This window comes from Streptomyces sp. NPDC058157 (genome assembly GCF_042884105.1).
Lineage (GTDB): Bacteria > Actinomycetota > Actinomycetes > Streptomycetales > Streptomycetaceae > Streptomyces.
Genome location: NZ_JBHVUQ010000060.1, coordinates 17,104 through 41,299, shown reverse-complemented (window position 1 = coordinate 41,299; position 24,196 = coordinate 17,104). Strand labels below are relative to the sequence as shown.

The 24,196-nt window shown below is 71.6% G+C and carries 22 protein-coding genes and 1 tRNA gene; 15 read left to right on the top strand and 8 right to left on the bottom strand.

Annotated elements, in window-relative coordinates:
* The first annotated feature begins 306 nt into the window (after window positions 1-306).
* Window positions 307-993 carry a DUF4360 domain-containing protein gene (locus ACFVXK_RS17565; RefSeq protein ID WP_389612602.1) on the top strand — a complete coding sequence of 229 codons (687 nt, stop codon included), beginning with the start codon at window positions 307-309 and terminating at the stop codon, window positions 991-993.
* A 63-nt stretch (window positions 994-1,056) separates the two neighbouring features.
* The gene (locus ACFVXK_RS17560; protein WP_389612600.1) at window positions 1,057-1,746 is read left to right on the top strand and encodes a DUF4360 domain-containing protein; all 690 of its coding nucleotides are present in this window, start codon (window positions 1,057-1,059) and stop codon (window positions 1,744-1,746) included.
* 139 nt (window positions 1,747-1,885) lie between these two features.
* On the opposite strand, the gene ACFVXK_RS17555 is transcribed toward ACFVXK_RS17560, so the two are convergent.
* Window positions 1,886-2,569: an HAD family acid phosphatase gene (locus ACFVXK_RS17555; RefSeq protein WP_389612598.1), complete on the bottom strand. Its 684-nt coding sequence runs from the start codon at window positions 2,567-2,569 to the stop codon at window positions 1,886-1,888.
* Between the two features lie 221 nt (window positions 2,570-2,790).
* Between ACFVXK_RS17555 and ACFVXK_RS17550 the strand changes: the two genes are divergently transcribed.
* From ACFVXK_RS17550 to pepN, 5 genes are all read left to right on the top strand, one after another.
* Complete coding sequence (locus ACFVXK_RS17550; protein WP_389612596.1) at window positions 2,791-3,609, top strand: serine protease; 819 nt, start codon at window positions 2,791-2,793, stop codon at window positions 3,607-3,609.
* Between the two features lie 252 nt (window positions 3,610-3,861).
* A complete protein-coding gene (locus tag ACFVXK_RS17545) occupies window positions 3,862-4,518 on the top strand; it encodes a response regulator (protein ID WP_389612595.1) in 657 nt (218 codons plus the stop codon).
* Between the two features lie 6 nt (window positions 4,519-4,524).
* Window positions 4,525-5,673: a sensor histidine kinase gene (locus tag ACFVXK_RS17540; RefSeq protein WP_389612593.1), complete on the top strand. Its 1,149-nt coding sequence runs from the start codon at window positions 4,525-4,527 to the stop codon at window positions 5,671-5,673.
* A 77-nt stretch (window positions 5,674-5,750) separates the two neighbouring features.
* Entirely contained in the window at window positions 5,751-6,089 is a 339-nt protein-coding gene (locus ACFVXK_RS17535; RefSeq protein ID WP_389612591.1) for a chorismate mutase, read from the top strand.
* 85 nt (window positions 6,090-6,174) lie between these two features.
* The gene (gene pepN / locus ACFVXK_RS17530) at window positions 6,175-8,697 is read left to right on the top strand and encodes an aminopeptidase N (RefSeq protein ID WP_389612589.1); all 2,523 of its coding nucleotides are present in this window, start codon (window positions 6,175-6,177) and stop codon (window positions 8,695-8,697) included.
* 6 nt (window positions 8,698-8,703) lie between these two features.
* On the opposite strand, the gene ACFVXK_RS17525 is transcribed toward pepN, so the two are convergent.
* The gene (locus ACFVXK_RS17525) at window positions 8,704-10,530 is read right to left on the bottom strand and encodes a hypothetical protein (protein WP_389612587.1); all 1,827 of its coding nucleotides are present in this window, start codon (window positions 10,528-10,530) and stop codon (window positions 8,704-8,706) included.
* A gap of 283 nt (window positions 10,531-10,813) precedes the next feature.
* On the opposite strand from ACFVXK_RS17525, the gene ACFVXK_RS17520 reads away from it, so the two are divergent.
* Together ACFVXK_RS17520 and ACFVXK_RS17515 are read left to right on the top strand one after the other, a co-directional pair.
* Complete coding sequence (locus ACFVXK_RS17520) at window positions 10,814-12,187, top strand: pyridoxal phosphate-dependent decarboxylase family protein (protein ID WP_389612605.1); 1,374 nt, start codon at window positions 10,814-10,816, stop codon at window positions 12,185-12,187.
* The gene (locus ACFVXK_RS17515) at window positions 12,184-13,593 is read left to right on the top strand and encodes a lysine N(6)-hydroxylase/L-ornithine N(5)-oxygenase family protein (RefSeq protein ID WP_389612585.1); all 1,410 of its coding nucleotides are present in this window, start codon (window positions 12,184-12,186) and stop codon (window positions 13,591-13,593) included. The genes ACFVXK_RS17520 and ACFVXK_RS17515 overlap by 4 nt, the downstream gene beginning before the upstream one ends.
* A 63-nt stretch (window positions 13,594-13,656) precedes the next feature.
* Here the strand turns inward: ACFVXK_RS17515 and ACFVXK_RS17510 are convergent, their stop codons facing one another.
* Complete coding sequence (locus ACFVXK_RS17510) at window positions 13,657-15,462, bottom strand: bifunctional metallophosphatase/5'-nucleotidase (RefSeq protein WP_389612583.1); 1,806 nt, start codon at window positions 15,460-15,462, stop codon at window positions 13,657-13,659.
* A 154-nt stretch (window positions 15,463-15,616) separates the two neighbouring features.
* Between ACFVXK_RS17510 and ACFVXK_RS17505 the strand changes: the two genes are divergently transcribed.
* Both ACFVXK_RS17505 and pyk read left to right on the top strand, forming a co-directional pair.
* Entirely contained in the window at window positions 15,617-16,336 is a 720-nt protein-coding gene (locus tag ACFVXK_RS17505) for an SIMPL domain-containing protein (protein WP_389612582.1), read from the top strand.
* A gap of 156 nt (window positions 16,337-16,492) precedes the next feature.
* Window positions 16,493-17,920, top strand: a complete 1,428-nt coding sequence (pyk, locus tag ACFVXK_RS17500; RefSeq protein WP_389612580.1) for a pyruvate kinase — start codon at window positions 16,493-16,495, stop codon at window positions 17,918-17,920.
* A gap of 69 nt (window positions 17,921-17,989) precedes the next feature.
* Here pyk and ACFVXK_RS17495 read toward each other — a convergent pair whose 3' ends face one another.
* The 3 genes from ACFVXK_RS17495 to ACFVXK_RS17485 all read right to left on the bottom strand — a co-directional run bounded on the left by ACFVXK_RS17495 (window position 17,990) and on the right by ACFVXK_RS17485 (window position 20,176).
* Entirely contained in the window at window positions 17,990-18,943 is a 954-nt protein-coding gene (locus ACFVXK_RS17495) for a serine hydrolase domain-containing protein (protein ID WP_389612604.1), read from the bottom strand.
* A 277-nt stretch (window positions 18,944-19,220) separates the two neighbouring features.
* Complete coding sequence (locus tag ACFVXK_RS17490; protein ID WP_079431655.1) at window positions 19,221-19,472, bottom strand: EF-hand domain-containing protein; 252 nt, start codon at window positions 19,470-19,472, stop codon at window positions 19,221-19,223.
* 38 nt (window positions 19,473-19,510) lie between these two features.
* A complete protein-coding gene (locus ACFVXK_RS17485) occupies window positions 19,511-20,176 on the bottom strand; it encodes a MerR family transcriptional regulator (protein WP_389612576.1) in 666 nt (221 codons plus the stop codon).
* 102 nt (window positions 20,177-20,278) lie between these two features.
* Between ACFVXK_RS17485 and ACFVXK_RS17480 the strand changes: the two genes are divergently transcribed.
* From ACFVXK_RS17480 to ACFVXK_RS17470, 3 genes are all read left to right on the top strand, one after another.
* Window positions 20,279-20,716 carry an Rrf2 family transcriptional regulator gene (locus ACFVXK_RS17480; RefSeq protein ID WP_389612574.1) on the top strand — a complete coding sequence of 146 codons (438 nt, stop codon included), beginning with the start codon at window positions 20,279-20,281 and terminating at the stop codon, window positions 20,714-20,716.
* Window positions 20,717-20,801: 85 nt separating this feature from the next.
* A complete protein-coding gene (locus tag ACFVXK_RS17475; protein ID WP_389612572.1) occupies window positions 20,802-21,971 on the top strand; it encodes an MFS transporter in 1,170 nt (389 codons plus the stop codon).
* Entirely contained in the window at window positions 21,968-22,480 is a 513-nt protein-coding gene (locus ACFVXK_RS17470) for a GNAT family N-acetyltransferase (RefSeq protein ID WP_389612570.1), read from the top strand. The genes ACFVXK_RS17475 and ACFVXK_RS17470 overlap by 4 nt, the downstream gene beginning before the upstream one ends.
* On the opposite strand, the gene ACFVXK_RS17465 is transcribed toward ACFVXK_RS17470, so the two are convergent.
* Entirely contained in the window at window positions 22,449-23,228 is a 780-nt protein-coding gene (locus tag ACFVXK_RS17465; RefSeq protein ID WP_389612568.1) for a helix-turn-helix domain-containing protein, read from the bottom strand. The two genes, ACFVXK_RS17470 and ACFVXK_RS17465, sit on opposite strands and share 32 nt — an antisense overlap.
* An 85-nt stretch (window positions 23,229-23,313) precedes the next feature.
* A tRNA-Leu gene (locus ACFVXK_RS17460) sits at window positions 23,314-23,396 on the bottom strand.
* Window positions 23,397-23,488: 92 nt separating this feature from the next.
* On the opposite strand from ACFVXK_RS17460, the gene ACFVXK_RS17455 reads away from it, so the two are divergent.
* On the top strand, window positions 23,489-24,142 hold the full coding sequence (locus ACFVXK_RS17455) for an ANTAR domain-containing response regulator (protein ID WP_389612565.1): 654 nt from the start codon (window positions 23,489-23,491) through the stop codon (window positions 24,140-24,142).
* The last annotated feature ends 54 nt before the right edge of the window (window positions 24,143-24,196 follow it).

The window sequence follows — 24,196 nt, the reverse complement described above, 5'->3', positions numbered from 1 at the left end:
GGGGCACCTCCCAGCGGTAGCTGGGGGAGGAACGGGCGAAGGGCGGGGCGGGGAGACGTTCCGCGCAGCGGTACCCGGGGCCCGGGTTCCGGACATCCGGGTGGGCGGCGGGGGCCGGTCCCGTCGGCCGGCAGGGCCGCCGACCGGCGGAAGGGCGACCCGCTGGTCGCCGGAACCGGCCAGAGGGCGGGGGCCGCGCCCCCCGCGCCCCCCGATGGCCGTATCGGACCCTCCCCCGCCCAGCGCCAGCGTGGTGGCATGTCCATGCCCAAACCGGGCTCCCCTCCGCACGAACGGAGACCCCTCATGCCCCCGCGCAGACTCCCGCTCGGCGCCGCCGTCGCGGCCCTGGCGGCCCTGACGGCCCTCGCCGCCCCCGCCCCCGCCCAGGCCCAGGCCCAGGCGCAGGCCCGCCCCGACACCCCCTCCGTCCCCCCGCCCGGCCGCGTCACCGTCGAGGTCGCCGGGGTCAACGGCTCCGGCTGCCCCCAGGGGACCGCCGACGTCGCGGCCGCCTCCGACAACACCGCCTTCACCGTCACCTACAGCAACTACCTCGCCCAGACCGGCGCCGGCTCCGGCGGCACGGACTTCCGCAAGAACTGCCAGCTGGCCCTGCGGATCCACGTCCCCCAGGGGTTCACGTACGCCATCGCCCGCGCCGACTACCGCGGCTTCGCGCACCTCCAGCGCGGCGCCTACGGCCAGCAGCGCGCCAACTACTACTTCCAGGGCAACGCCCAGACCGCCCGCAGCACCCACCAGTTCAACGGCCCCTTCTCCGACAACTGGCAGGCCGCCGACCAGACCGACTACGCCGACCTCGTCTGGGCCCCCTGCGGTGAGGAGCGCAACCTCAACGTCAACACCGAACTGCGGGTCTACGCGGGCACGTCCGGCTCGCAGAACCTCAGCTTCATGAGCATGGACTCCACCGACGGCAGTGTCAGCACGGTCTACCACTTCGAGTGGAAGGAGTGCCCCGCGGCCTGACGGCCACGTCCGCACAGGGCTTCGCGCAGCAGACCCCAGGACCAGGAGTCAGGAGCGACAACGATGTCCCATTCCCTGTCCCGCACCCTGCTCACCGCCGCCGCGGCCGCCGCGCTCATCGCGACGTCCGCCCCCGCCGGGGCCGCCGCCCCGGGCTCCGGCGGCCTTCCGCCGATCACCGTCCCGCCCGACAAGATCGTGATCGAGCTCGCCACCGTGAACGGCTCCGGCTGTCGCGAGGGCACCGCCCAGGTGGCCGTGGCCCCCGACAACACGGCCTTCACCGTCACCTACAGCGAGTACATGGCCCAGGTCGGCCCCGGCGCCCCGCCGACGGCCTTCCGCAGGAACTGCCAGCTCAACCTGCGCGTGCACGTGCCGTCCGGGTTCACCTACGCGATCGTCCAGGCGGACTACCGGGGGTTCGCGTTCCTGCAGCCCGGGGCCTCGGGCCAGGAACGGGCGAACTACTACTTCCAGGGGATGCCGCAGACCACCCAGCGCACGCACACGTTCAGCGGACCGCTGAACGACAACTGGCAGACCAGTGACAAGACCGACTACGCGGACCTGGTCTGGTCCCCCTGCGGCGAGAAGCGCAACTTCAACATCAACACCGAGCTGCGGGTGAACGCCGGCACCTCGAACCCGCAGACGGCCACCAGCTTCATGGCCATGGACTCCACCGACGCCAGCGTGAACACGCTCTACCACCTCGCCTGGCAGACCTGCCCCGCGCCGAAGAAGGCGTAGCGGCGGCGGCCCGCCGAACGGGCGCCGGGCCCGGCCCCCTGGCGAGGGGTCGGGCCCGGCACTCGTTGCGATGGGATATGACTACCCGCCATACCGCGCGTTCGAACCACTTCCGGCCCGCCGGATCCGGACTACGGCGTCAGGAGAGCTTGCCGCCGTAGTCCGGGAGCTTGACCGTGCGCTCGGCGTGGCCGCCGACCAGGTCGCTCTCGTTGTTCCCGATGTTGGCGATGATCGTGTAGCCGCGGGCCTCGATCTCGGCGCGCCTGGCCGTCTTGTACGCGCTGACCTGCTCGAACAGGGCCGGCAGGTCGCGCACGTACAGCCCGGTGACCGGGTAGCCGACGGCCTTGAGGTTGCGCTCGGTCAGGGAGTACACGATGCCCGGGCGGGCGGTGACGAAGAAGATCGCGACCCCGCGCTGGTTCGCGTACTGGGTCAGCGCGCGGACCTTTTCGATCGCCGGGGTCGGGAACGTCCAGAACCAGTGGAAGTCCGTCTCCAGCGAGGAGTTGTCGATGTCCAGGACGATCGCGGGCTTCTCCCCGGCCGGGGAGGCCGCGATCCGCTGCTCGATGGCGGGGCGGGCGGCGTCGACGACGGCGGCCACGTCGCGCTGCCAGGTGGCGTAGTCGATGCCGAGGATCGCCGCGTTGCCGCCGGGCGCGGAGGCGGCGACCGCCGCCGGAGCGGGCGCGGGTGCGGGCGTGGCGGCCGGGGCCGCGGCGGCGGAGCCGGCCGGCAGCAGGGTCATCACGGCGGCCGCGGCGGCCACGGTCGCGGCGGCGGTACGGGACGTGCGGGTGCGGCGGGTGCTGCGCATGTGGGGGCGCTCCTGGGAACGGCTCGGCATCTACCGGGGATTGGCATGTACGTGCCCAGAGTTGGCCAGAATCCCCTGCGTGTCTACTGGCCGGTAGGAAACTTTTCGTGGCCGTGGAATGAATCCGCGGCGCCGCGCCCGCCGGGTGGCGGGGATTGTCCGAAAACGCGTTCTTGTTGCCCTCCCGGCCGCCGATGTGTCATGGACCCGTCATTCACCGGATGGCACGCACAGCCCAACCCCCCACGAAAGGCAGTGTGTTGACCGTGTCCACCCTTGCCACGATCCTCAAGCGCGGCCTCGCCGTCGGCGCCGTCGCCCTCGCCGCCGTCAGCCTCCAGCCCGCCGGCGCCAGCGCCTCCCCGACCCCCGTCGTCGGCGGCACCCGCGCCGCCCAGGGCGAGTTCCCCTTCATGGTCCGCCTCTCCATGGGCTGCGGCGGCGCCCTCTACACCCAGCAGATCGTCCTCACCGCCGCCCACTGCGTGAACGGCTCCGGCAACAACACCTCCATCACCGCCACCGCCGGCGTCGTCGACCTCCAGAGCAGCAGCGCGGTCAAGGTCAAGTCCACCAAGGTGCTCCAGGCCCCCGGCTACAACGGCCAGGGCAAGGACTGGGCCCTCATCAAACTCGCCAAGCCGATCAACCTCCCCACCCTGAAGATCGCCGACACCAAGGCCTACGACAACGGCACCTTCACCGTCGCCGGCTGGGGCGCCGCCCGCGAAGGCGGGGCCCAGCAGCGCTACCTCCTCAAGGCCACCGTCCCCTTCGTCTCCGACGCCGCCTGCCAGGCCGCCTACGGCGACTCCCTCGTCCCCTCCGACGAGATCTGCGCCGGCTACGACCAGGGCGGCACCGACACCTGCCAGGGCGACTCCGGCGGCCCCATGTTCCGCCGCGACGACACCAACGCCTGGATCCAGGTCGGCATCGTCAGCTGGGGCGAGGGCTGCGCCCGCGCCGGATACCCCGGCGTCTACTCCGAGGTCTCCACCTTCGCCGCCGACATCCGCGCCGCCGCCGCAGGCCTGTAACCCCACCGGTCCACCCCCGGCACCCCCCACCCGCGCACCTCGCCCTTCCGGCCGGACCCGAACCGGCCGGAAGGGCGAGCCCCCGGCCGGCCGGTAGCGGGCCGCCGCACCCCCGGGTCCCATGGACGGGGACACCCCGGCACCCCGCCGGGGCGGGCCCACCGGCGGCAGCGGGCCACAGGGCGACAGGGCCACAGGGCCACAGGGCCACAGGGCCACAGGGCCACAGGGCGACAGTGGGGCAGGCGGCGCATGACGATCAGAGTGGTCATCGCGGACGACCAGGACATGGTCAGGACCGGCTTCCGGATGATCCTCGAGAGCCAGCCCGACATCGAGGTCGTCGCCGACGCCCCCGACGGACAGGCCGCCCTCGACGCCGTCGCCGCCCACCACCCCGACGTCCTCCTCCTCGACATCCGCATGCCCCGCGTCGACGGCCTCGAAGTCACCCGCCGCCTCTCCGGCCAGGACACCCCCCGCATCGTCATCGTCACCACCTTCGACCTCGACGAATACGTCCACGCGGCCCTCCACGGCGGAGCCTCCGGCTTCCTCCTCAAGGACGCCAGCCCCGCCATGCTCGTCGAAGCCGTCCGCGCCGCGGCCGCCGGCGACGCCCTCGTCTCACCCGCCATCACCGTCCGCCTCCTGCGCGAGATGGCCCCCCGCATGGCCGGCCCCCAAGCCGCCCGCCGCCCCTCCGAACCCCTCACCGAACGCGAACAGGACGTCGTGCGCTGCCTCGCCCGCGGCCTCACCAACGCCGAGATCGCAGCCGAGCTCTACGTCTCCCTGTCCACCGTCAAGACCCACCTGGCCAACGTCCAAGCCAAGATCACCGCCCGCAACCGCGTCGAGATCGCCGCCTGGGCCTGGGAAAGCGGCCTCGCCTCCACCACCGCGTGAAAGCCCGTGAGCCCCCTCGCCTCCTGGGCCCGCCGCCACCCCCGCGCCGCCGTCCGGATCCGGCTGCTGCTCTCCGCGCTCCTCCTCGGCCTCGTCACCTTCGAAGGCGTCGTCCTCGCCCGCCAGCCCAGCCCCCCGCACGCCACCGTCTGGGTCTCCGGCATCCTCGTCTGCCTCAGCGCCGCCCCCTGGCCCGGCCTCCCCCTCCTCGCACGCGCCTGGTTCGCCGCCGCCACCACCTGGACCGTCACCCTCCTGCTCGTCCTCGGCGAACGGCCCACCATCGTCTGGGGCGCCGGCGAGGCCATCGCCCTCCTCGTCCTCCTCTCCCAGGTCCTGCTGCGCACCCCCGCCCGCACCGCCGCCGTCCTCGGCCCCCTCCTCGGCCTCGGCTGCATGGCCGTACCCGTACGCGACGCCGACCCCGGCCGCTTCACCCTCCTCTTCTCCGTCCTCACCGTCGTCGTCACCGCCTACTCGCTCCTGCTGCGCCTGCAGTCCGTGCAGCGCCTGCGCGAACTGCAGGCCGTACGCACCGCCGAACGCCTCGAACTCGCCCGCGAACTCCACGACCTCGTCGCCCACCACGTCACCGGCATCGTCGTCGAGGCCCGCGCCGCCCGCTTCACCCGCGTCACCGCCGAACGCGCCGCCGAGGTCTTCGCCCGCATCGAAACCGCCGGCGACGAGGCCCTCGGCTCCATGCGCCGCCTCGTCAAGATCCTCCGCGAGGACGACGGCACCCCCACGGCCCCCGCCACCGCACCCGTCGCCGGCCTCGCCGACATCCGCGACCTCGCCCGCCGCTTCGCCGGCCCGCCCGTCGTCCTCTACATCGAACAGGGCCTGGAGGACCGCATCCCCGGCGACGTAGCCGCCACCGCCCACCGCATCGTCCTCGAAGCCCTCACCAACATCGCCAAACACGCCGCCACCGCCACCGCCGTCCGCATCGGCCTGCGCACCGTCCCCGCCGGCCTCGAAGTACGCGTCGCCGACGACGGCGGACACCCCGCCCGGCTCTCCGACAAGGCCCGCGGCGGCGGCTACGGCCTCGCCGGAATGACCGAACGCGCCGAAGCCCTCGGCGGCCGCCTCACCGCCGGCCCCGCCCCCGAAGGCGGCTGGCTCGTCACCGCCCTGCTGCCCCTGTGAACCCGCCGCCCGGACCCCGTCTCACCCAGCGACATGCCAGAGGTGACACCCCCGCCCGCCACGTAAGCTCGGTGACCATGAACACCAGCGACCGCGACAGCGGCACCGACCCCGAGGCGATCGACGAGAACGTCACCGCCGAACTGGCCCGCCTGCGCGACAGCATCGACAACATCGACGCGGCCGTGGTCCACATGCTCGCCGAACGCTTCAAGTGCACCCAGCAGGTCGGCCACCTCAAGGCCCGCCACCACCTGCCCCCCGCCGACCCCGGCCGCGAAGCCAGCCAGATCGCCCGCCTGCGCCAGCTCGCCGAGAACGCCAAGCTCGACCCGGCCTTCGCCGAGAAGCTCCTCAACTTCATCATCGCCGAGGTCATCCGCCACCACGAGACCATCGCCGCCGCCGAGGAGTGACCCCCCGGTCGGGGCGGCCGCACCCCGCCCCGACCGGCCGCAAACGGCCTAGGACCCGGGCCCCCCATCCGGCAGCATGGGCCACATGTCCGCACTGACGCGCAACGAAGCGCAGCTCCGAGCCCAGCTCCTCGACGTCCACCACTACGCCGTCACCCTCGACCTCACCACCGGCGACGAGACCTTCGACTCCACCACCGTCATCCGCTTCAGCGCCCGCACCCCCGCGGACACCTTCGTGGAACTGAAGCCGGAGGAACTGCGCTCCGCCACGCTCGACGGCCACCCCCTCGACCCCGCCGCCCTCGACGGCAACCGGCTCCCCCTCACCGGCCTCACCGAAGGCCCCCACGAGCTCCGCCTCGACGCCCGCATGCGCTACTCCCGCACCGGCGAGGGCCTCCACCGCTTCACCGACCCCGCCGACGGCGAGACGTACGTCTACACCCAGATGTTCATGGACGACGTCCAGCGCGTCTTCCCCGCCTTCGACCAGCCCGACCTGAAGGCCGTCTTCGAGTTCACCGTCACCGCCCCCGCCCACTGGACCGTCCTCGCCAACGGCACCACCACCCGCACCGGCGAGCGCCCCGCCACCGGCGACGACGCGGCGGCCGCCACCTGGACCTCCGCCCCCACCCCCGTCATCTCCACCTACCTCGCCGCCGTCGCCGCCGGCCCCTGGCACAGCGTCACCACCGAACACGCCGGGCTCCCCTTCGGCATCCACTGCCGCAAGTCCCTCGCCCCCCACCTCGACGCCGACGCCGACGAGATCCTCTCCGTCACCACCGCCTGCTACGACCGCTACCACGAGAAGTTCACCGAGCCCTACCCCTTCGACTCCTACGACCAGGCGTTCGTCCCCGAGTTCAACGCCGGCGCCATGGAGAACCCCGGCCTGGTCACCTTCCGCGACGAGTTCGTCTTCCGCTCCGCCGTCACCGACACCGAACGCCAGCGCCGCGCCATGGTCATCGCCCACGAGATGGCCCACATGTGGTTCGGCGACCTCGTCACCCTCGCCTGGTTCGACGACATCTGGCTCAACGAGTCCTTCGCCGAGTACATGGGCTACCAGACCCTCACCGAAGCCACCCGCTTCACCGGCACCTGGACCGAGTTCGGCATGGAACGCAAGCCCTGGGGCTACGCCGCCGACCAGCGCCCCTCCACCCACCCCGTCGCCCCCGCCCCCGAGGACGTCCCCGACACCGCGTCCGCCCTCCTCAACTTCGACGGCATCTCCTACGCCAAGGGCGCCTCCGCCCTGCGCCAGCTCGTCGCCTGGCTCGGCGAGAAGGACTTCCTCGCCGGCATCAACACCCACTTCGCCCGGCACAAGTTCGCCAACGCCACCCTCGCCGACTTCGTCGACTCCCTCGCCGCCCACACCGACCGCGACGTCCACGCCTGGGCCGACATCTGGCTGCGCACCACCGGCATCGACACCCTCACCCCCCGCATCCAGGAAGGCGCCGGCGGCTGGACCCTCACCGTCGACCGCAACGGCAGCCGCCCCCACCGCATCAACGCCGGCACCTACACCCGCGCCACCGACGGCCTCCTGGAACGCACCGCCCTCCTCGACCTCGACGTCCCCACCGACGAGGTCCTCTCCGCCGCCGGCCCCCGCCCCGACCTCCTCGTCCTCAACGACGGAGACCTCACCTACGCCAAGATCCGCCTCGACGAGACCTCCCTCGAAACCGCCCTCCGCGGCCTCTCCCGCATCCCCGACCCCCTCACCCGCGCCGTCGTCTGGGGCTCCCTGCGCGACATGGTCCGCGACGGCGAACTCGACCCGTTCGACTACCTCCACACCCTCGAAGCCCACATCCCCGAGGAATCCGACCTCGCCGTCGTCCAGGGTGTCCTCGGCTTCGCCCGCACCCAGATCGCGGACCGCTACGCCGCCCCCGCCGCCCGCGACACCGCCCTGGGCCTCATCACCGCCGCCACCCGCGCCCTGCTGCGCCGCACCGAGGACGGCACCGACCCGGGGCTGCGCCTGGCCGCCGTCCGCGCCTTCATCGACAGCGCCACCCAGCCCGACACCATCGCCGCCTGGCTCGCCGACGGCACCGTCGCCGGAGGCCCCGAACTCGACCCCGAACTGAGCTGGCGCATCCTCGCCCGCCTCGCCGTCCTCGGCGCGATCGACGCGGACACCATCGACGCCGCCCTCGAAGCCGACCCCAGCGCCACCGGCCGCCAGGGTGCCGCCCGCTGCCACGCCGCCCTGCCCACCGACGAGGCCAAGGCCGCCGCCTGGCAGCGCCTCTTCCACGACGACGACCTGTCGAACTACCTGTTCACCGCCACCGCCCAGGGCTTCTGGCAGCCCGAACAGACCGAACTCGTCCAGGACTACGTCGCCCGCTACTACCCCGAGGCCATCGCCGTCGGAGCCCGCCGCGGCCCCGCCATCGGCGAAGCCGCCGGCCGCTGGGCCTTCCCCGCCCACCACGTCGACGAGGCCAACCTCCAGGCCGGGCACACCGCCCTGGAGGACCCCGGGATCACCCCGATGATGCGCCGCGTCCTCGTCGACCAGCTCGACGACCTCGCCCGCACCCTGCGGGTCCGCGGGGCCCTGGACTCCTGAGGCGCCCTACCGGAGACAGCCCACGATCCGCACCGACACCTGGGCACTGGCCGACAGGCCGCTGTCCGGGTCGGTCGCGGTGAACACCAGCGGATACGTCCCGTCGGGCAGCAGCGGCACCAGGAAGCCGCCCGACGGGCCCGCCCCCACCGCCACCGGCCCGTTCGGCCCCTTCAGCTGCCAGGCCGTGTACTGCGGGTCGGTGATCGCCCGGTCACCCGGCCGGGTCCGCGCCGACCCGGCGAAGTCCTCCTCGCACCCGCGCCGCAGCTGCCCGCCGCTCCCCGGCTGCCGGATCGCCACCGCCGGGGGCTGCGGCTGCTGCGGCGTACTCGCCGACGGCTGCGGGTTCCCACCGTTCGTGGGCCGGCCGGGGGAGGGGGAGTTCGGGGAGCCGGACGAGGGCGGGGCACCGTGCCCCGGCGACTGCGAGGGCGACGGGGACGCGGACGGAGACGGTGACGCGGACGGCGACCCCGACGCCGGAACGGAAGGCTCCACCCCCGGCACCGAAGGGAGGTCCGGCCGCCCCACCGAGGTCGGCGCCGGCCCCTTCGACGGCGAGGTGGCCTTCGCGTCGATCGTCGCGCACACCGCACTGGCGATCATCGGCTGTGCGTCCGGTATTCCGGCGACACGCAGCATCTGGTCGTGCCCGTCGTGCGCCTGCGCGTCCAGGTAGACGTTGCCCGTCGACGTCTCGGCGTCACTGTGCTCGACCCACGCCGAATCGTGGTAGAGCCCGCCCGGCTTCTGCTGGTTGACCCCCGTGACGTGCCACTCCCGCACCCGGCCCCCCGACGGCGTACCCGACACCGCCGGCCCGTCCGTCCCCGCGAACAGCCAGCCGTCCCCGAAGTACCGCTGCGGGGCCTCCGGCGCACCGTGCTCGTTGTCCGCCGGGAAGTCGAAACCGCCCCCCAGCAACAGCCGGTTCTTCGGACAGGCCACCGTCGCCTGCGCGCTGCCGCCCGCCGCGACCGCCACCTGGGCCGTCACCACCGACACACTCCTCAGCTTCACGCAGACCGGCCGCACCCCCACCGAGAAGTTCGCCTGCGGCGGCGGCGGATTCTGCAACTGCGTCATGCGCAGCACGTCGGAGGAGTCCTTCAACGGGAACGGACGGGAACTCAACTCCGTACCCGGGTTCAGATGCGTGACGAAATCACTCCCACCGGCCGCCGGACCGGCCGGACCGGGCGCCGCCGCCAGCGGCGTCAGCTGGTCCAGCGGAACCGGCGCCACCGGCCGCCCCTTCAGGGCCCGGTCGGCCTTGAACTCGGAGCCCACCATCGTGAACCCGTCCCCGCAGTGCGGTGTGGCCGTCGTCGTGGTCGTCATCCCCTTGAACGGCCCCTCGGTCGTCGCGTCGTGAATGCCCCCGGGAGGCGGGAACTTGCTCGTCCTGTCCAGGAACGCGTACGTGGTCCACTGGAAGTCCAGGCCGCCCTGCACCTGCGGCTTCGCGTTCACGCACAACGCGTACGAGGTCAGCGTCGACGCCGCGTCCCCCGGATTGAACGCCGACGCCAGCCACGCACCCCCGATGAAATGGCTGTTCGTCGCGAACCCCGACCCGGCGATCGCATACCCGCCGCCCAGCGCCGTCTCGTGCGGCAGGCACCCCGCCACCGTCAGCTGCTCCGCGCCCGCCGGCACCGACACCGACGTGCTGCGCTGGACCACCACCACCGGCTCCGGTCCCTGCGAGGTCCACCACACCCCCGCACCGGCCGCACCCGCGACCACCACGGCCCCCGCCGCGACCACCGCCGCCGTCTTCCCGCCGACCGCACCGGCCACCTTCGCCCACACCCCGGATCCAGCCATCGGGTCCCCTCCCGCAGAGCACGCGCGCCCCGTGCCGACCGCACTGTAGCCCCGCCGCGACCTGCGTCCCAGAGCCCGGAACACCAAGACTTCCCCATCCCGGCCCGCCCGCCCCCACCCCGCACCCGTACCGGTCGGACGGCCGAAAACCGACTCCCGTCCCCTCCCGAGGGTTACCCCATTCGAGTCTGATCGTTGTACCGGCCGGGTGTCCCGCCCGGCCCCGGCCACCGAGCAGCCGCCCAGGCACCCCACCGCGCCCACCCCGGAGGCCCCGATGACCGTGCCCACGCCCCCGCTCGCCGGCGGACAGGGCGGCGCCAACGCACTGCGGCCCCTCCTCGACACCGTCCTGAGCGCCCTGCGCACCGGAGCCGCCGAACGCGGCGGACCCCTCCCCGCCGGCGGCCCCCACACCACCGCCGCCCGCGTCCGCGCCACCCTCGGCGAGGTCCTGCCCGCCCACGGCACCGGCGACCACGAAGCCCTCGCCACCCTGGTCCACACCCTCGCCGCCGGCGCCGCGGACCCCGCCGACCCCCTCTGCGCCGCCCACCTCCACTGCCCCCCGCTCGCCGTCGCCGCGGCCGCCGACCTCGCCGTCAGCGCCCTCAACCCCAGCCTCGACTCCTGGGACCAGGCCCCCGCCGCCTCCGCCCTCGAAGCACACCTCACCGCCGCCCTCGCCGCCGAGCTCTACCCCACCCGCCACCCCGACGCCCTCCTCACCACCGGCGGCACCGAAGCCAACCAGCTCGCCCTCCTCCTCGCCCGCGAACGCCACGGCCCCCGCCTCACCGTCGTCCACGGAGCCAACGCCCACCACTCGATCCCCCGAGCCGCCTGGCTCCTCGGCCTGCCCCCCACCCACACCCTCCCCACCCCCACCGGCACCCTCGACCCCGCCACCCTCGACGCCGCCCTCACCCGCACCCCCGGCCCCGTCCTCGTCACCGCCACCGCCGGCACCACCGACGCGGGCCTCATCGACCCCCTCCCCGCCCTCGCCGACGTCTGCGACCACCACGGCGCCGAACTCCACGTCGACGCCGCCTACGGCGGAACCCTCACCTTCAGCCCCCGCCACCGCCCCAAGCTCGCCGGCCTCGACCGCGCCCACTCCCTCACCCTCGACCTGCACAAACTCGGCTGGCAACCCGTAGCCGCAGGCCTCCTCGCCGTCCCCGACACCCGCCTGCTGGCCCCCCTCGCCCACCAGGCCGACTACCTCAACGCCACCGACGACACCGAAGCCGGCCTGCCCGACCTCCTCGGCCGCTCCCTGCGCACCACCCGCCGCCCCGACGCCGTCAAGATCGCCACCACCCTGCGCTCACTCGGCCGCGACGGCCTCGCCCACCTCATCGACCACACCTGCGCCACCGCCCGCCACTTCGCCGACCTCCTCGACGCCCACCCCGGCTTCGAACTCCACGCCCACCCCACCATCACCACCGTCCTCTTCCGACCCACCCCCACGGACGACGACCGGCTCGCCACCCTGCGCCGCACCCTCCTCCACGACGGCACCGCCGTCCTCGGCCGCGCCACCGCCGACGGCCGCCTGTGGCTCAAGGCCACCCTCCTCAACCCCCACACCACGACCGGGGACCTGGACACCCTCATCGCCCACCTGGAAGGCAGAACCCACCGATGACCGCCCAGCACGATGCACCCCACGACCTCGTCGGAATCGGCATCGGCCCCTTCAACCTCTCCCTCGCCGCCCTCAGCCACGGCCTCCCCGCCCAGGGCGCCGACCGCCTCGCCACCGCCTTCTACGACCAGCGCCGCGACTTCCGCTGGCACCCCGGCCTCCTCATCGACGGCGCCACCCTCCAAGTCCCCTTCCTCGCCGACCTCGTCACCCTCGCCGACCCCGCCAGCCCCTGGACGTTCCTGAACTACCTCAAGCACAAGGAACGCCTCTTCCCCTTCTACTTCGCCGAGCAGTTCCACATCCAGCGCGCCGAATACGACGCCTACTGCCGCTGGGTCGCCGGCCGCCTGCCCTCACTCCACTTCGGCCACCAGGTCGACGCCGTCCGCTGGAACCCCGAACGCGACCTCTTCGAAGTCGACTACACCCAGCTCGACCCCGACGGGGAAGCCGAAGCCCTCGGCCGCACCTACACCCGCAACCTCGCCCTCGGCATCGGCACCGCCCCCTACGTCCCCGAACCCCTGCGCCCCCTCGCCGACGCCCCCACCGTCCCCGTCATCCACTCCTCCGACTACCTCGACAACCGCGCCCGCATCCTCGGCGCCGAACACGTCACCGTCATCGGATCCGGCCAGTCAGGAGCCGAGGTCTTCCTCGACCTCCTGCGCGCCCGCCCGGCCGGGCGCGAACGCCTCACCTGGCTCGCCCGCACCCCCTCCTTCGCCCCCATGGAGTACTCCAAGCTCGGCCTCGAACACTTCACCCCCGACTACACCCGCTACTTCCACTCCCTGCCCGAACCCGTCCGCGACCGCCTCGTCCCCGCCCAGTGGCAGCTCCACAAGGGCATCGACGCCGCCACCATCGCCGCCATCCACGAGGAGCTCTACCGCCGCACCCTCCACGGCGGCTGGCCCGACACCGTCCTCACCCCCGGAGTCACCGTCCGCACCGCCGGCCGCGTCGCCACCACCAAGGTCGAACTCCACCTCGAACACGCCCAGCAGGGCACCCGCTCCCGCCTCACCACCGACGCCGTCGTCCTCGCCACCGGCTACCGGGAACGCCCCCTGACCAGCCTCTTCGCCGGCCTCGACCCCTACATGCGCAAGGACTCCTCCGGCCGCCCCCGCATCGACGACCGCTACCGGATGGTCCTCGACCCCTCCGTCAGCGGAACCGTCTTCGTCCAGAACGGCGAACGCCACACCCACGGGGTCGGCGCCCCCGACCTCGGCCTCGCCGCCTGGCGCAGCGCCGCCATCCTCAACACCCTCACCGGCAAAGAGCCCTACCCCCAGCCCGACCGCACCGCCTTCACCACCTTCGGCCTCGAACAGCGCGAACACACCCGCCCCCGCCCCGCCGTCGACCTCCTCCCGCTCGTCGACCACCCCTGAACGCACCCGGGGCCGGGCCCCGCCCCACGGCGGAACCCGGCCCCGGACGGGACGAGCGCGGTACTAGAAGACCGGCACCCCGGCCCGCGTCAGCTTCCAGTCCACCGAAGCGAACTGCGCCGGGTCGATCGTCCCCTTCGCCTTCACCCACTGGATGATCGTGGTGCGGATCTCCTCCGAGTTCGACCACAGCTGCCTGGCCTGCGGCACGTGCGGGAAGTTGCCGCCACCCGAAGCCCGGTAGTTGTTCACCGCCAGCACGAACTGCGCCGCCGCCTCCACCGGCTTGCCCTGGAACGACAGGTTCGAGATCCGCGCACCCTTCGGCTGCGCGATGTCGATGTCGTAGGACAGCCCGTACAGCGCGTCGTAGTTGTAGTCCGGGGTCGACTCCGCGTTCGTGATCTTCGCCGGGTCCACCACGTCACCGGGCGCCGTCTGGACGTAGTACTTCGCCGAGTACTCCAGGTAGTCCTTGAGCTGCGCACCCGTCAGCAGACGCGCCTCCAGGGTGTTCTCGAACGGGTACAGCCCCGCCGCGTCCTTGATCGTCACCTGCCCGGCCGGGATGGAGGCCGTCCGGGAGAAGCAGGACGCCTGCGACAGCACCGGCAGCGCCGCCCACTCCGTGCCCGCCAGGGCGCCCTTGACCGTCTCCGCCTGCACGTGGCTGATCAGGTCGATGATCGGGACGTCCTTCACCGGGCCGTCCGCCGAGCTCATCGCCAGCTTCGAGGTGCCGATCACCTGGTTGACGTACGCCACCACCTTGCGGTGCTCGTCCGACAGCAGGTTCGTGATCTTCGGGTCCTCGGCGGCCGTGTTCGAGTTCAGCACCTTCGCCGACACCTTCGACACCGACCAGCGGCCCCGGTCCCACGCCAGCTCGAAGTCGAACAGCGTCAGCCGCTGCCCCCACTTCAGCGGCTCCGACAGCACCACGTCCTTGCCGGTCGCCTTGTTCTTCACCCGGTACTCCGGGATCTCCGTGTGCGCGTGGCCCACCAGGATCGCGTCGATCCCCGGCACCTGCTCGGCCACCAGACCGGCCGCGTTCTCGATGTACGGCAGCTGGTCACCGTACGAGGACGTACCGCTCGACCCCGAGTGCGCCGAGACGATCACCACGTCCGCGCCCATCGACCGCAGCCGGGGCACGTACTTCGCCGCCTGCTCCTCCAGACCCGGGAAGGTCATCTTCCCCTGCACGTTCGCCTTGTCCCAGATCGCGATGCCCGGGTTGGTCAGCCCCAGCACCGCCACCTTCACGTCCCGCCCGTGCGGGGTCCGCAGCCGGTGCATGCTGTACGGGGCGAACGCCGGCTTCAGGGTCTTCGCGTCGAGCGCGTTCGCCCCCAGCAGCGGGAAGTGGCACTGCTCCTCGAACTTGCGCAGCACCGGGATGCCGTAGTTGAACTCGTGGTTGCCGATGGCCGCCGCGTCGTAGCCGATCGCGTTCATCGCCTGCGCCATCGGGTGCACCGGGCCCCGGCGTGCGGTGATCGGGTCCACCTTGGCGTAGTAGTACGCCAGCTGCGTGCCCTGGATGGTGTCACCGGCGTCGATCAGGAGGGTGTTGCACCGCCCCTTCTCCGCCCGCACCTGGTTCACGAGCGTCGAGATCTTCGCCAGGCCGATGTCGTTGTGCGCCTTGTCGTCGAACTCCTTGTCCGTGAAGTAGTCCCAGTTGAAGACGTTCCCGTGCAGGTCGGTCGTCCCCATCACGGTGAACGAGTACGTCCGCTGCTTCGCCGACGGCGCGGCGGCGGCCGGCGCGGCGGCGGCCGGAGCGGCCGTCGCCCCCGCCAGCGCCACGGCGGCACCCGTCGCGGCCGAAGCCCCCATGAACGTCCTACGGTCGAACCCCATGTCACTCTCCCCTGGTCAGGCGTATGTCAGTACAGCGTCAAAACGCGTGGACAACGCGCGTAGATTCTGACCGATGGGTAACAAGCCGCAACACCCCACCCAGGTTTCGATCCGATGACCAGACCCGAACGGGCGACGGTGCGACAGTGAAACCATGACCCAGGACGCCACGCACACCCAGGCCACCCACCAGCCCTACGGCACCCCCGAAGTGCCCCGCGTCGCCGTCCGCGGCGAAGCCCGCCTCGAAGTCGACCCCGAGATCGCCCGCATCGGCATCACCGTCACCGCCCGCGGCACCGACCGCCGCAGCGCCCTCGACGACCTCACCCGCCGCAACAACACCGTCCTCGACCTCGTCAAGAGCTACGGCGACCCCGTCGAGAAGCTGGAGACCGGCGCCTTCTCCATCACCCCCGAACTCACCCGCCACGGCCGTGCCGAACGCGTCCGCGCCTACCACGGCACCGTCCACATCACCGCCGAACTGAACGACTTCACCGCCCTCGGCGAACTCACCACCCGCCTCGCCGACCTCGAACTCACCCGCGTCGACGGCCCCTGGTGGGCCCTGCGCCCCACCTCGCCCGCCCACGGCGAAGCCCGCCGCCAGGCCGTCCTCGAAGCCGTCCAGCGCGCCCGCGAATACGCCCGTGCCCTCGGCGCCGACCTCGCCGCCCTCGTCGAGCTCGCCGACCTCGGCGCCGAGAACGCCGCCCCCCTCGCCATGGCCGCCCCCGCCGGCGCCTACCGCTCCATGGCCTTCGCCACGGCCGAGGAGGAAGCCGCCCCGCCCCTCGACCTCGAACCCCAGCGGCAGACCGTCTACGCCCAGGTGAACGCCCGCTTCACGATGACCCCGCCGCAGCTCTGAAACCCGTACGAAACGCCGAAGCGGTGACCCCGTGGGGGTGCTCATCGGAGCACCCCCACGCACATTCAACAAATGTCAACAAGCCTTTGCCCAAAGGTTGTTGAGCAGACACGCCCACCACATTTCCTACCCCTCGGTAGGGCATACCCTCGCCCCATGCGCCGAGCGAAAATCGTATGTACCCTGGGCCCCGCCACCGACTCCTACGACCAGATCAAAGCCCTGGTCGAAGCCGGAATGGACATCGCCCGCCTCAACCTCAGCCACGGCACCTACGCCGAACACGAGGAGCGCTACCAGCGCGTACGCAAGGCCGCCGACGAAACCGGCCGCAGCGTCGGCATCCTCGCCGACCTTCAAGGCCCGAAGATCCGCCTCGGCCGCTTCCACGAAGGACCCGTACTCCTTGAACGCGGAGACGAGTTCACCATCACCGTCGAAGACCACGAAGGCGACCGCCACACCTGCGGCACCACCTACAAGGGCCTCGCCCACGACGTCACCACCGGCGAACGCATCCTCGTCGACGACGGCCGCGTCACCCTCGAAGTCACCGCCGTCGAAGGCCCCCGCGTCCACACCCGCGTCATCGAAGGCGGCATGGTCTCCGACCACAAGGGACTCAACCTCCCCGGCGTCGCCGTCTCCGTCCCCGCCCTCTCCGACAAGGACATCGAAGACCTCCGCTGGGCCCTGCGCACCGGCGCCGACGTCATCGCCCTCTCCTTCGTCCGCACCGGCCGCGACATCGAAGACGTCCACCGCATCATGGACGAGGAAGGCCGCCGCCTCCCCGTCATCGCGAAGATCGAAAAGCCCCAGGCCGTCGAGAACATCGACGACATCGTCGCCGCCTTCGACGGCATCATGGTCGCCCGCGGCGACCTCGGCGTGGAAATGCCCCTGGAACAGGTGCCCATCGTCCAGAAGCGCGCCATCAAACTCGCCAAGCGCAACGCCAAGCCGGTCATCGTCGCCACCCAGATGCTCGACTCGATGATCGAGAACTCCCGCCCCACCCGCGCCGAAGCCTCCGACGTCGCCAACGCCGTCATCGACGGCACCGACGCCGTCATGCTCTCCGGCGAGACCAGCGTCGGAAAGCACCCCGTCGAAACCGTCCGGACCATGGCCCGCATCGTCGAAGCAGCCGAAGAGGACATCCTCGCCAAGGGCCTCCCGCCCCTGACCGACCGCAACAAGCCCCGCACCCAGGGCGGAGCCGTCGCCCGCGCCGCCGCCGAAATGGGCGACTTCCTCGACGCCAAATACCTCGTCGCCTTCACCCAGAGCGGAGACACCGTCCGCCGGCTCTCCCGCTACCGCTCACCCATCCCCCTCCTCGCCTTCACCCCCGACCCCGCCACCCGCTCCCAGCTCAACCTCACCTGGGGCGTCGAAACCTTCCTCGGCCCCCACGTCGACTCCACCGACGCCATGGTCGCCCAGGTCGAAGAGGAACTCCTGCGCATCGGCCGCTGCCAGACCGGCGACATCGTCGTCATCACCGCCGGCTCACCCCCCGGCGTCAGCGGCAAGACCAACCTCGTCCGCATCCACCACATCGGCGACCCCGTCCACTGACGCGCACACGAGAACACCGCCGCAGCCCCTCGGAGGCCCGGCGGTGTTCCCATGCCCCCACACCTCACCTCAACGGCACAGGACCTGGTCCACCAGCCCCTCCAACCGCTCCGTCACCGCGTAATCGGCCGGATCCGTCGTCACCGCGATGCTCACCGCACGCCCGTCCGGCCCCACCCCGCCCCGGGTCTCGAACCCCGTGATGTCACCGCCGTGCCCCCAGTACACCCCGCCGCACGACAACGGCCGGCTCATCAGCCCCAGCCCGTACCCCGCACCCGAATCCCCGACCGGCACCGTCGTCCGCATCGCCCGCAACTGCTCGTCCCGCAGCAGACGACCCCCCAGCAACGCCGAGAAGAACCGGTTCATGTCCGAGTTCGTCGACACCATCTGACCCGCCGCCCACGCCGCCGACGGATCGATGGCCGTCACGTCCCGCAGCGCCCCGCCCACCGCGTCCTGGTGGTAGCCGTGCGGATGCGCCTCCCGGATGCCCCGGTCACGAGGCGCCGGGAAATACGTGTGCCGCAACCCCAGCGCCCGCACCACCCGCCGGTCGATCTCCTCCGCGAGCGGCCGCCGCGCCACCTTCTCCACGATCAGACCGGCCAGCACGTAGTTCGTGTTGCTGTAATGGAACGTCTTCCCGTCCGTCGACGTCGCCGGATGCCGGAACGCGATCTCCAACACCTCCCGCGGCTCCACGTACCGCCCCTGCTCGATCGCCTCCCCGACCTCCGCCTCGTAGTCCGGAATACCACTCGTGTGCTGGAGCAGCTGCCGCACGGTGATCTTCCGACCGTCGAAACCGTCCCCGCGCACCACCCCCGGCAGGTGCTTCTCCACCAGATCGTCCAACCCCAGCCGACCCTCACCCACCAGCTGCAACAGCACCACGGCCGTGAACACCTTCGTGTTGCTCCCGATCCGCACCTGCCCGTCCCGAGGCACCCCCGCACCCGTCGCCCGGTCACCGACCCCGGCCGTATAGGTCCGCGTACGCCCGTCCCCCTCCGTCACGGTCGCCAGCGCCCCGGGCACACCGCCCTCCCGCACCAGCCCGTCCAACCCCCGCTGCACCGCATCCGGCCGCCCCGCCGCGAACGCCACCGGCTGCGCCGCGACCCCCAGCGCCAGTACCCCGACCGCCACCGCAGCCGCCATCCGCCGCCCACCCATGGACCCTCCCCGGAAATCGCCGAACCGGCACCACTCCGTGCCACACCCAACGATCACCGGGGACCGGCCCCCGACGGCATCCCGCCACCCACCCGACCCCAGGTGGGGCAAACCCCCCTTACCAGCCGAACCGCCGGTCCACCTCCGCCTCGAACTCCTCGAAGCTCAACACCTGATCGCCGTTCTTGTCCGCCGCGTCGAACAACGCCGACGACGCGTCCGCGTCCCCCAGACCCCAGAACGGCAGATCCCCCCGCGCCGCCAGCGTCGGCCCCTTCGACCGCAGGGCCGAAATCACCTCCAGCCGCGTCAGCTCACCGTCATGGTTCAGATCCAACGCATCGAACAACTTCCGAGCCTTCTCGCTCACCGAGGCACCCCTTCATACGATCTCCGGTCGCCCCCAACCTAGGGCACCCACCCCGGCACCACCTCCCACCCGTTCACCGCCCACACCAACCGCCAATACCGCTCCACCCGAGGATCCACCGGCCCCTCCACCCCCGGCCCCGCCCGGAACGCCTCACCGAACCCCTCGTCACCCATCAACCCCACCAACTCCACCCACGCCGCCACCTGCTCCGCCGACGGATCCTCCGGCAGATCCGGCGCAGCCACCCGCACCATCGCCGCCACCGACTCCTCCGCCCCCTCCACCAGCCGGTCCACCAACCGCCGCCGCTCCCGCGCCGACAACCGCGTCACCTCGTGCATCAACCGAACCTCCTCAGGACTCGACCCGCGCTCGGCCACCAACCGCAACACCGCCCGGCGCAACCGCAACACCCGGATCTGCGCCTCCACCGCATCGGCATGCACGGCAGCCACCTCGGCCACCGGCAACTCCCGATCCAGCACCCGCCGCACACTGGGCAGATCCACCCCCAGCTCCCGCAGCGTCCGCACCAGCTCCAGGCGCACCAGCGCCCCGACGTCGTACAACCGGTACCCGGCACCACTACGACCGGCCGGCACGACGATCCCCTCATCGGAGTAGAACCGGATGGTCCGCACCGCCAGCCCCGACCTCCGGGCCAGCTCCCCGATCGAAAACCACTCCGCCGCGCCGTCCATGCCCCCACCCTGAGGTCTCCACCCACTGGAGACTCAAGGCTAGACTTGCGGCCGATGTCGTAACAGAATCAGTTGCAACACGGACGACGGCAGGAGAGGCCGATGAGCGCGAACAGCCGCATGACCGTGGCCACCCACACCCTCACCTGGATGGCCCTCGTCTGCCCCCAACGCCCCGACGGCATCGTCACCTCCGACCAGATCGCCGACAGCGTCAACACCAACCCCGTCGTCATCCGCCGCACCCTCGGCCACCTCCGCGACGCCGGCCTCGTCGCATCCCGCCGCGGCGTCGGCGCCGGCTGGCTCCTGACCCGCCCCCCGCGGGAGATCACCCTCAGGGACGTCTACCTCGCCGTGGAACCCGACCCCCTCCTCGCACTCCACGCCGCCACCCCGAACCAGAAATGCCCCATCGGCACCGGCATCCCACCCGTCCTCCGCGAGACCTACGACCGCGCGGAAGAAGCGATGAAACGCGAACTGGCGACGGTCACCATCGCCGACGTCCTCCGCGACACCGTCGCCACCCCCACCTGACACCGGCCGACCCCCAGGGTCGGCCCCTTTTCAGCCCATCATCGTAACCAACATGGTTACATCAACGCCCCGGAGCCACCCACCCGTGCACCACCACCGCCCACTCCTCACCCTCGCCACCGCCATGTTCGCCATCGGCACCGACAGCTTCGTCATCGCCGGCATCCTCCCCGACGCGGCCCACTCCCTCGACGTCCCCCTCGGCACCGCAAGCTGGCTCCTCACCGCCTACGCCCTCACCTACGCCCTCCTCGGCCCCGTCATGGCCGCCCTCACCACCCAATGGCCCCGCCGCACCCTCTTCCTCACCGGCTTCACCCTCTTCACCACCGGCAACCTCCTCACCGCCTACGTCCCCCTCTTCCCCCTAGCCCTCGCCGCCCGCGCCCTCGCCGGACTCGGCGGCGCCATGATCACCCCCGCCGCCGTCGCCGCAGCCACCGCACTCGCCCCACCCGAACGCCGCGGCCGCGCCATCGCCACCGTCATGACCGGCCTCAGCGCCGCCACCGCCCTCGGCTCACCCCTCGGCACCGCCCTCGCCGGCCTCACCCACAACTGGCGCACCACCATGCTCTTCGTCACCGCCCTCGGCCTCCTCGCCGCCGCAGGCACCGCCCTCTACCTCCCCACCCTCCCCACCCCACCCACCATCCCCCTCCGCACCCGCCTCACCCCCCTCACCGACCACCGCATCGGCCTCACCCTCCTCACCACCCTCCTCGCCTACACCGGCCTCTACACCGTCTACTCCTTCATCGGCCCCGCCCTCGACCGCGCCACCCACGACAACGGCACCACCCTCGCCGCCCTCCTCTTCGCCTGGGGCCTCGCCGCCACCGCCGGAACCCTCGCCTCAGGCCCCCTCACCGACCGCTACGGCAGCCGCCGCATCATCAACACCGCCCTCACCCTCGCCGCCGTCAACTTCGCCCTCCTCCCCTGGACCAGCGCCCACCTCCCCACCACCCTCGCCGCCCTCACCCTCTGGGGCCTCTGCGGCTGGGGACTCCTCGCCCCCCAGACCCACCGCCTCATCACCACCCTCCCCACCGCCGCACCCCTCCTCACCGGCCTCGCCTCCGCAGCCGTCTACGTCGGCGTCGCGATCGCACCGGTCGCCGGACAGGCCGGCCTCACCCGACTCGGCCCCCACTGGCTCGGCCCCGTCGGCGCCACCCTCATCACCCTCGCCCTCGTCACGGCGGAAGCCGCCCACACCGCCATCCACCGCAAGGAAACCGAAACCCAGTGATCACCACCGAACGCCTCCGCCTGCGCCCGCTCACCGAGAACGACACCGACTGGTGGGTCCACCTCCACGCCGACGAGGACGTCAGCCGCTACGTCGGCCACTACACCCACACCCAGGCCTCGGCCCGCCTCCGCGACATACAGCAGCAGTGGACCGACCGCGGCCACGGCCTCTGCGCCGTCGAACTCCGCACCACCGGCGAACCCATCGGCCGCTGCGGCCTCAACTGGTGGGAACGGTTTCAGGAAACCGAAATCGGCTGGACCTTCGCCCGCCCCCACTGGGGCCACGGCTACGCGACGGAAGCGGCCCGCGCCGTCCTCGCCTGGGGTTTCGGCCCCCTCGCCCTCGACCGCATCACCGCCATGATCCACCACGGCAACACCGCCTCGACGGCCGTCGCCCAACGCCTGGGCTTCACCCCCCTCCGCGAGGACACGGTCCTGGACCGCCCCTGCACGGTCTACGCCCTGGACGTCAGTACTTCGGCCCGACGTGGGCGTCCATGAGGGCGACGGACTCCTTCCGGGCGATGGAGACGTTGAAGGGATCACTGCCCCGCGCGAGGACGGTCCACTGGACGCCGACCTTGGCGAGGGTGTCCGTGCAGAGCCGCCGGATGTCGTCGGACTTGTTGGTGAAGAAGTACCGGGGGTACTCGTACCGCTTGCCGTTCCGCACGGTCCAGTTGGTGATCCGGCACCCGTCGGAGTGGATCAGCCCCCGGATGAACTCCCACGGGTGAGCGTCCACGATGGCCTGCTGCCAGTCCTCAAGGGTGATCTGCCGTTCGTGTTTCCTGCCTGGGCCGTGTTGCGGAAAGAGGCACGGGAGGTGCTTGAAGTAGACCTTGATGTTGTGTGCGCCGATGCTACGCACCCGGCAGGTTGCGTTATGGGGAAAGACGGCACGTAGAGCAGCCTCCGCCTCGTCCTGGATGCCGGGCCAAGCGTCATCGAGAGTGATCATCAAGCTCGGTACCTTGTGTTTGGCGTAGTGGCTGATGTGGCCGTCGCCCAGATAGAGGCCTAGAAGGTACGAGTAGGCCGAGATGTCGAGCTCCCGCTCGTCACATATGGGGCAGAGCAAGGAGGGGCGGACGGTGACGGGCTCATTGCGCTTCACACGATCCTTGTGCTTCCAGTAGCTGATCGTGCCGAGTGGCACGTTGAGCCGCTGGGCCACCTCGGTGTTCTTGGCGCCGCCGCGCAAGAGGGTGAGGGCCGTCTGGCGTACTTCGAGGCTGTGAAACTCCATGCGACAACCGTGCGTGATGCATGGTTGCCCCGCGTAGCAAAAAGCGAACGTTCACGCGAAGGTGAACGTCCGCTTTTCGGACATGTGCCGGGTGCGGGATTCGAACCCGCACGCCCTTTCGGACAGATGTGTTTGAGACATCAGCGTCTGCCATTCCGCCAACCCGGCAGGCTTGCTCGTCGGAGTGTACCGGGTGACCGTGCGCCGCCGCTGCTAGGTAGGCTCATCCAAGCAGCACAGCCCCGCAAAGAGGAGCCCCCGTGACCGCCGAGCACGAGTCGACGCCCACGCCCGACGCCGACCAGTCGCACGTTCCGCCGCTGACGACCCGCGTCGTCATCGCCGAGGACGAGGCGCTCATCCGTCTCGACCTCAAAGAGATGCTCGAAGAGGAGGGCTACTCCGTGGTCGGCGAGGCCGGCGACGGGCAGACGGCCATCGAGCTGGCGCGCGAGCACCGTCCCGACCTCGTGATCCTCGACGTGAAGATGCCCGTCCTCGACGGGATCTCCGCCGCCGAGAAGATCGCCGGGGAGTCCATCGCCCCGGTCCTCATGCTCACCGCGTTCTCGCAGCGCGACCTCGTCGAGCGGGCGCGGGACGCCGGGGCCATGGCGTACCTGGTGAAGCCGTTCAGCAAGAGCGACGTGGTGCCGGCCATCGAGATGGCGGTGTCCCGGTTCGCGGAGCTGAAGGCGCTGGAGAAGGAGGTCGCGGACCTCTCGGCGCGCCTGGAGACCCGGAAGCTGGTGGACCGGGCGAAGAGCATCCTGCAGACGCAGTACGGGCTGACCGAGCCGGCCGCGTTCCGGTGGATCCAGAAGACGTCGATGGACCGCCGCATGTCGATGCAGCAGGTCGCGGAGGCGGTCATCGAGGACGCCGAGGAGAAGAAGCAGCAGGCGGGCAAGTAGCCCGGACACGCGTGCGGCCCGTCTCCCCCCGAGGGGAGGCGGGCCGCACGGGTT

Excerpts from the sequence above, each read along its gene's own strand:
- ACFVXK_RS17565 (WP_389612602.1), top strand. The coding sequence starts at position 307 with ATGCCCCCGCGCAGACTCCCGCTCGGCGCCGCCGTCGCGGCCCTGGCG.
- ACFVXK_RS17560 (WP_389612600.1), top strand. The coding sequence starts at position 1,057 with ATGTCCCATTCCCTGTCCCGCACCCTGCTCACCGCCGCCGCGGCCGCC.
- ACFVXK_RS17555 (WP_389612598.1), bottom strand. The coding sequence starts at position 2,569 with ATGCGCAGCACCCGCCGCACCCGCACGTCCCGTACCGCCGCCGCGACC.
- ACFVXK_RS17550 (WP_389612596.1), top strand. The coding sequence starts at position 2,791 with ATGGCACGCACAGCCCAACCCCCCACGAAAGGCAGTGTGTTGACCGTG.
- ACFVXK_RS17545 (WP_389612595.1), top strand. The coding sequence starts at position 3,862 with ATGACGATCAGAGTGGTCATCGCGGACGACCAGGACATGGTCAGGACC.
- ACFVXK_RS17535 (WP_389612591.1), top strand. The coding sequence starts at position 5,751 with ATGAACACCAGCGACCGCGACAGCGGCACCGACCCCGAGGCGATCGAC.
- pepN (WP_389612589.1), top strand. The coding sequence starts at position 6,175 with ATGTCCGCACTGACGCGCAACGAAGCGCAGCTCCGAGCCCAGCTCCTC.
- ACFVXK_RS17525 (WP_389612587.1), bottom strand. The coding sequence starts at position 10,530 with ATGGCTGGATCCGGGGTGTGGGCGAAGGTGGCCGGTGCGGTCGGCGGG.
- ACFVXK_RS17515 (WP_389612585.1), top strand. The coding sequence starts at position 12,184 with ATGACCGCCCAGCACGATGCACCCCACGACCTCGTCGGAATCGGCATC.
- ACFVXK_RS17510 (WP_389612583.1), bottom strand. The coding sequence starts at position 15,462 with ATGGGGTTCGACCGTAGGACGTTCATGGGGGCTTCGGCCGCGACGGGT.
- ACFVXK_RS17505 (WP_389612582.1), top strand. The coding sequence starts at position 15,617 with ATGACCCAGGACGCCACGCACACCCAGGCCACCCACCAGCCCTACGGC.
- pyk (WP_389612580.1), top strand. The coding sequence starts at position 16,493 with ATGCGCCGAGCGAAAATCGTATGTACCCTGGGCCCCGCCACCGACTCC.
- ACFVXK_RS17485 (WP_389612576.1), bottom strand. The coding sequence starts at position 20,176 with ATGGACGGCGCGGCGGAGTGGTTTTCGATCGGGGAGCTGGCCCGGAGG.
- ACFVXK_RS17480 (WP_389612574.1), top strand. The coding sequence starts at position 20,279 with ATGAGCGCGAACAGCCGCATGACCGTGGCCACCCACACCCTCACCTGG.
- ACFVXK_RS17465 (WP_389612568.1), bottom strand. The coding sequence starts at position 23,228 with ATGGAGTTTCACAGCCTCGAAGTACGCCAGACGGCCCTCACCCTCTTG.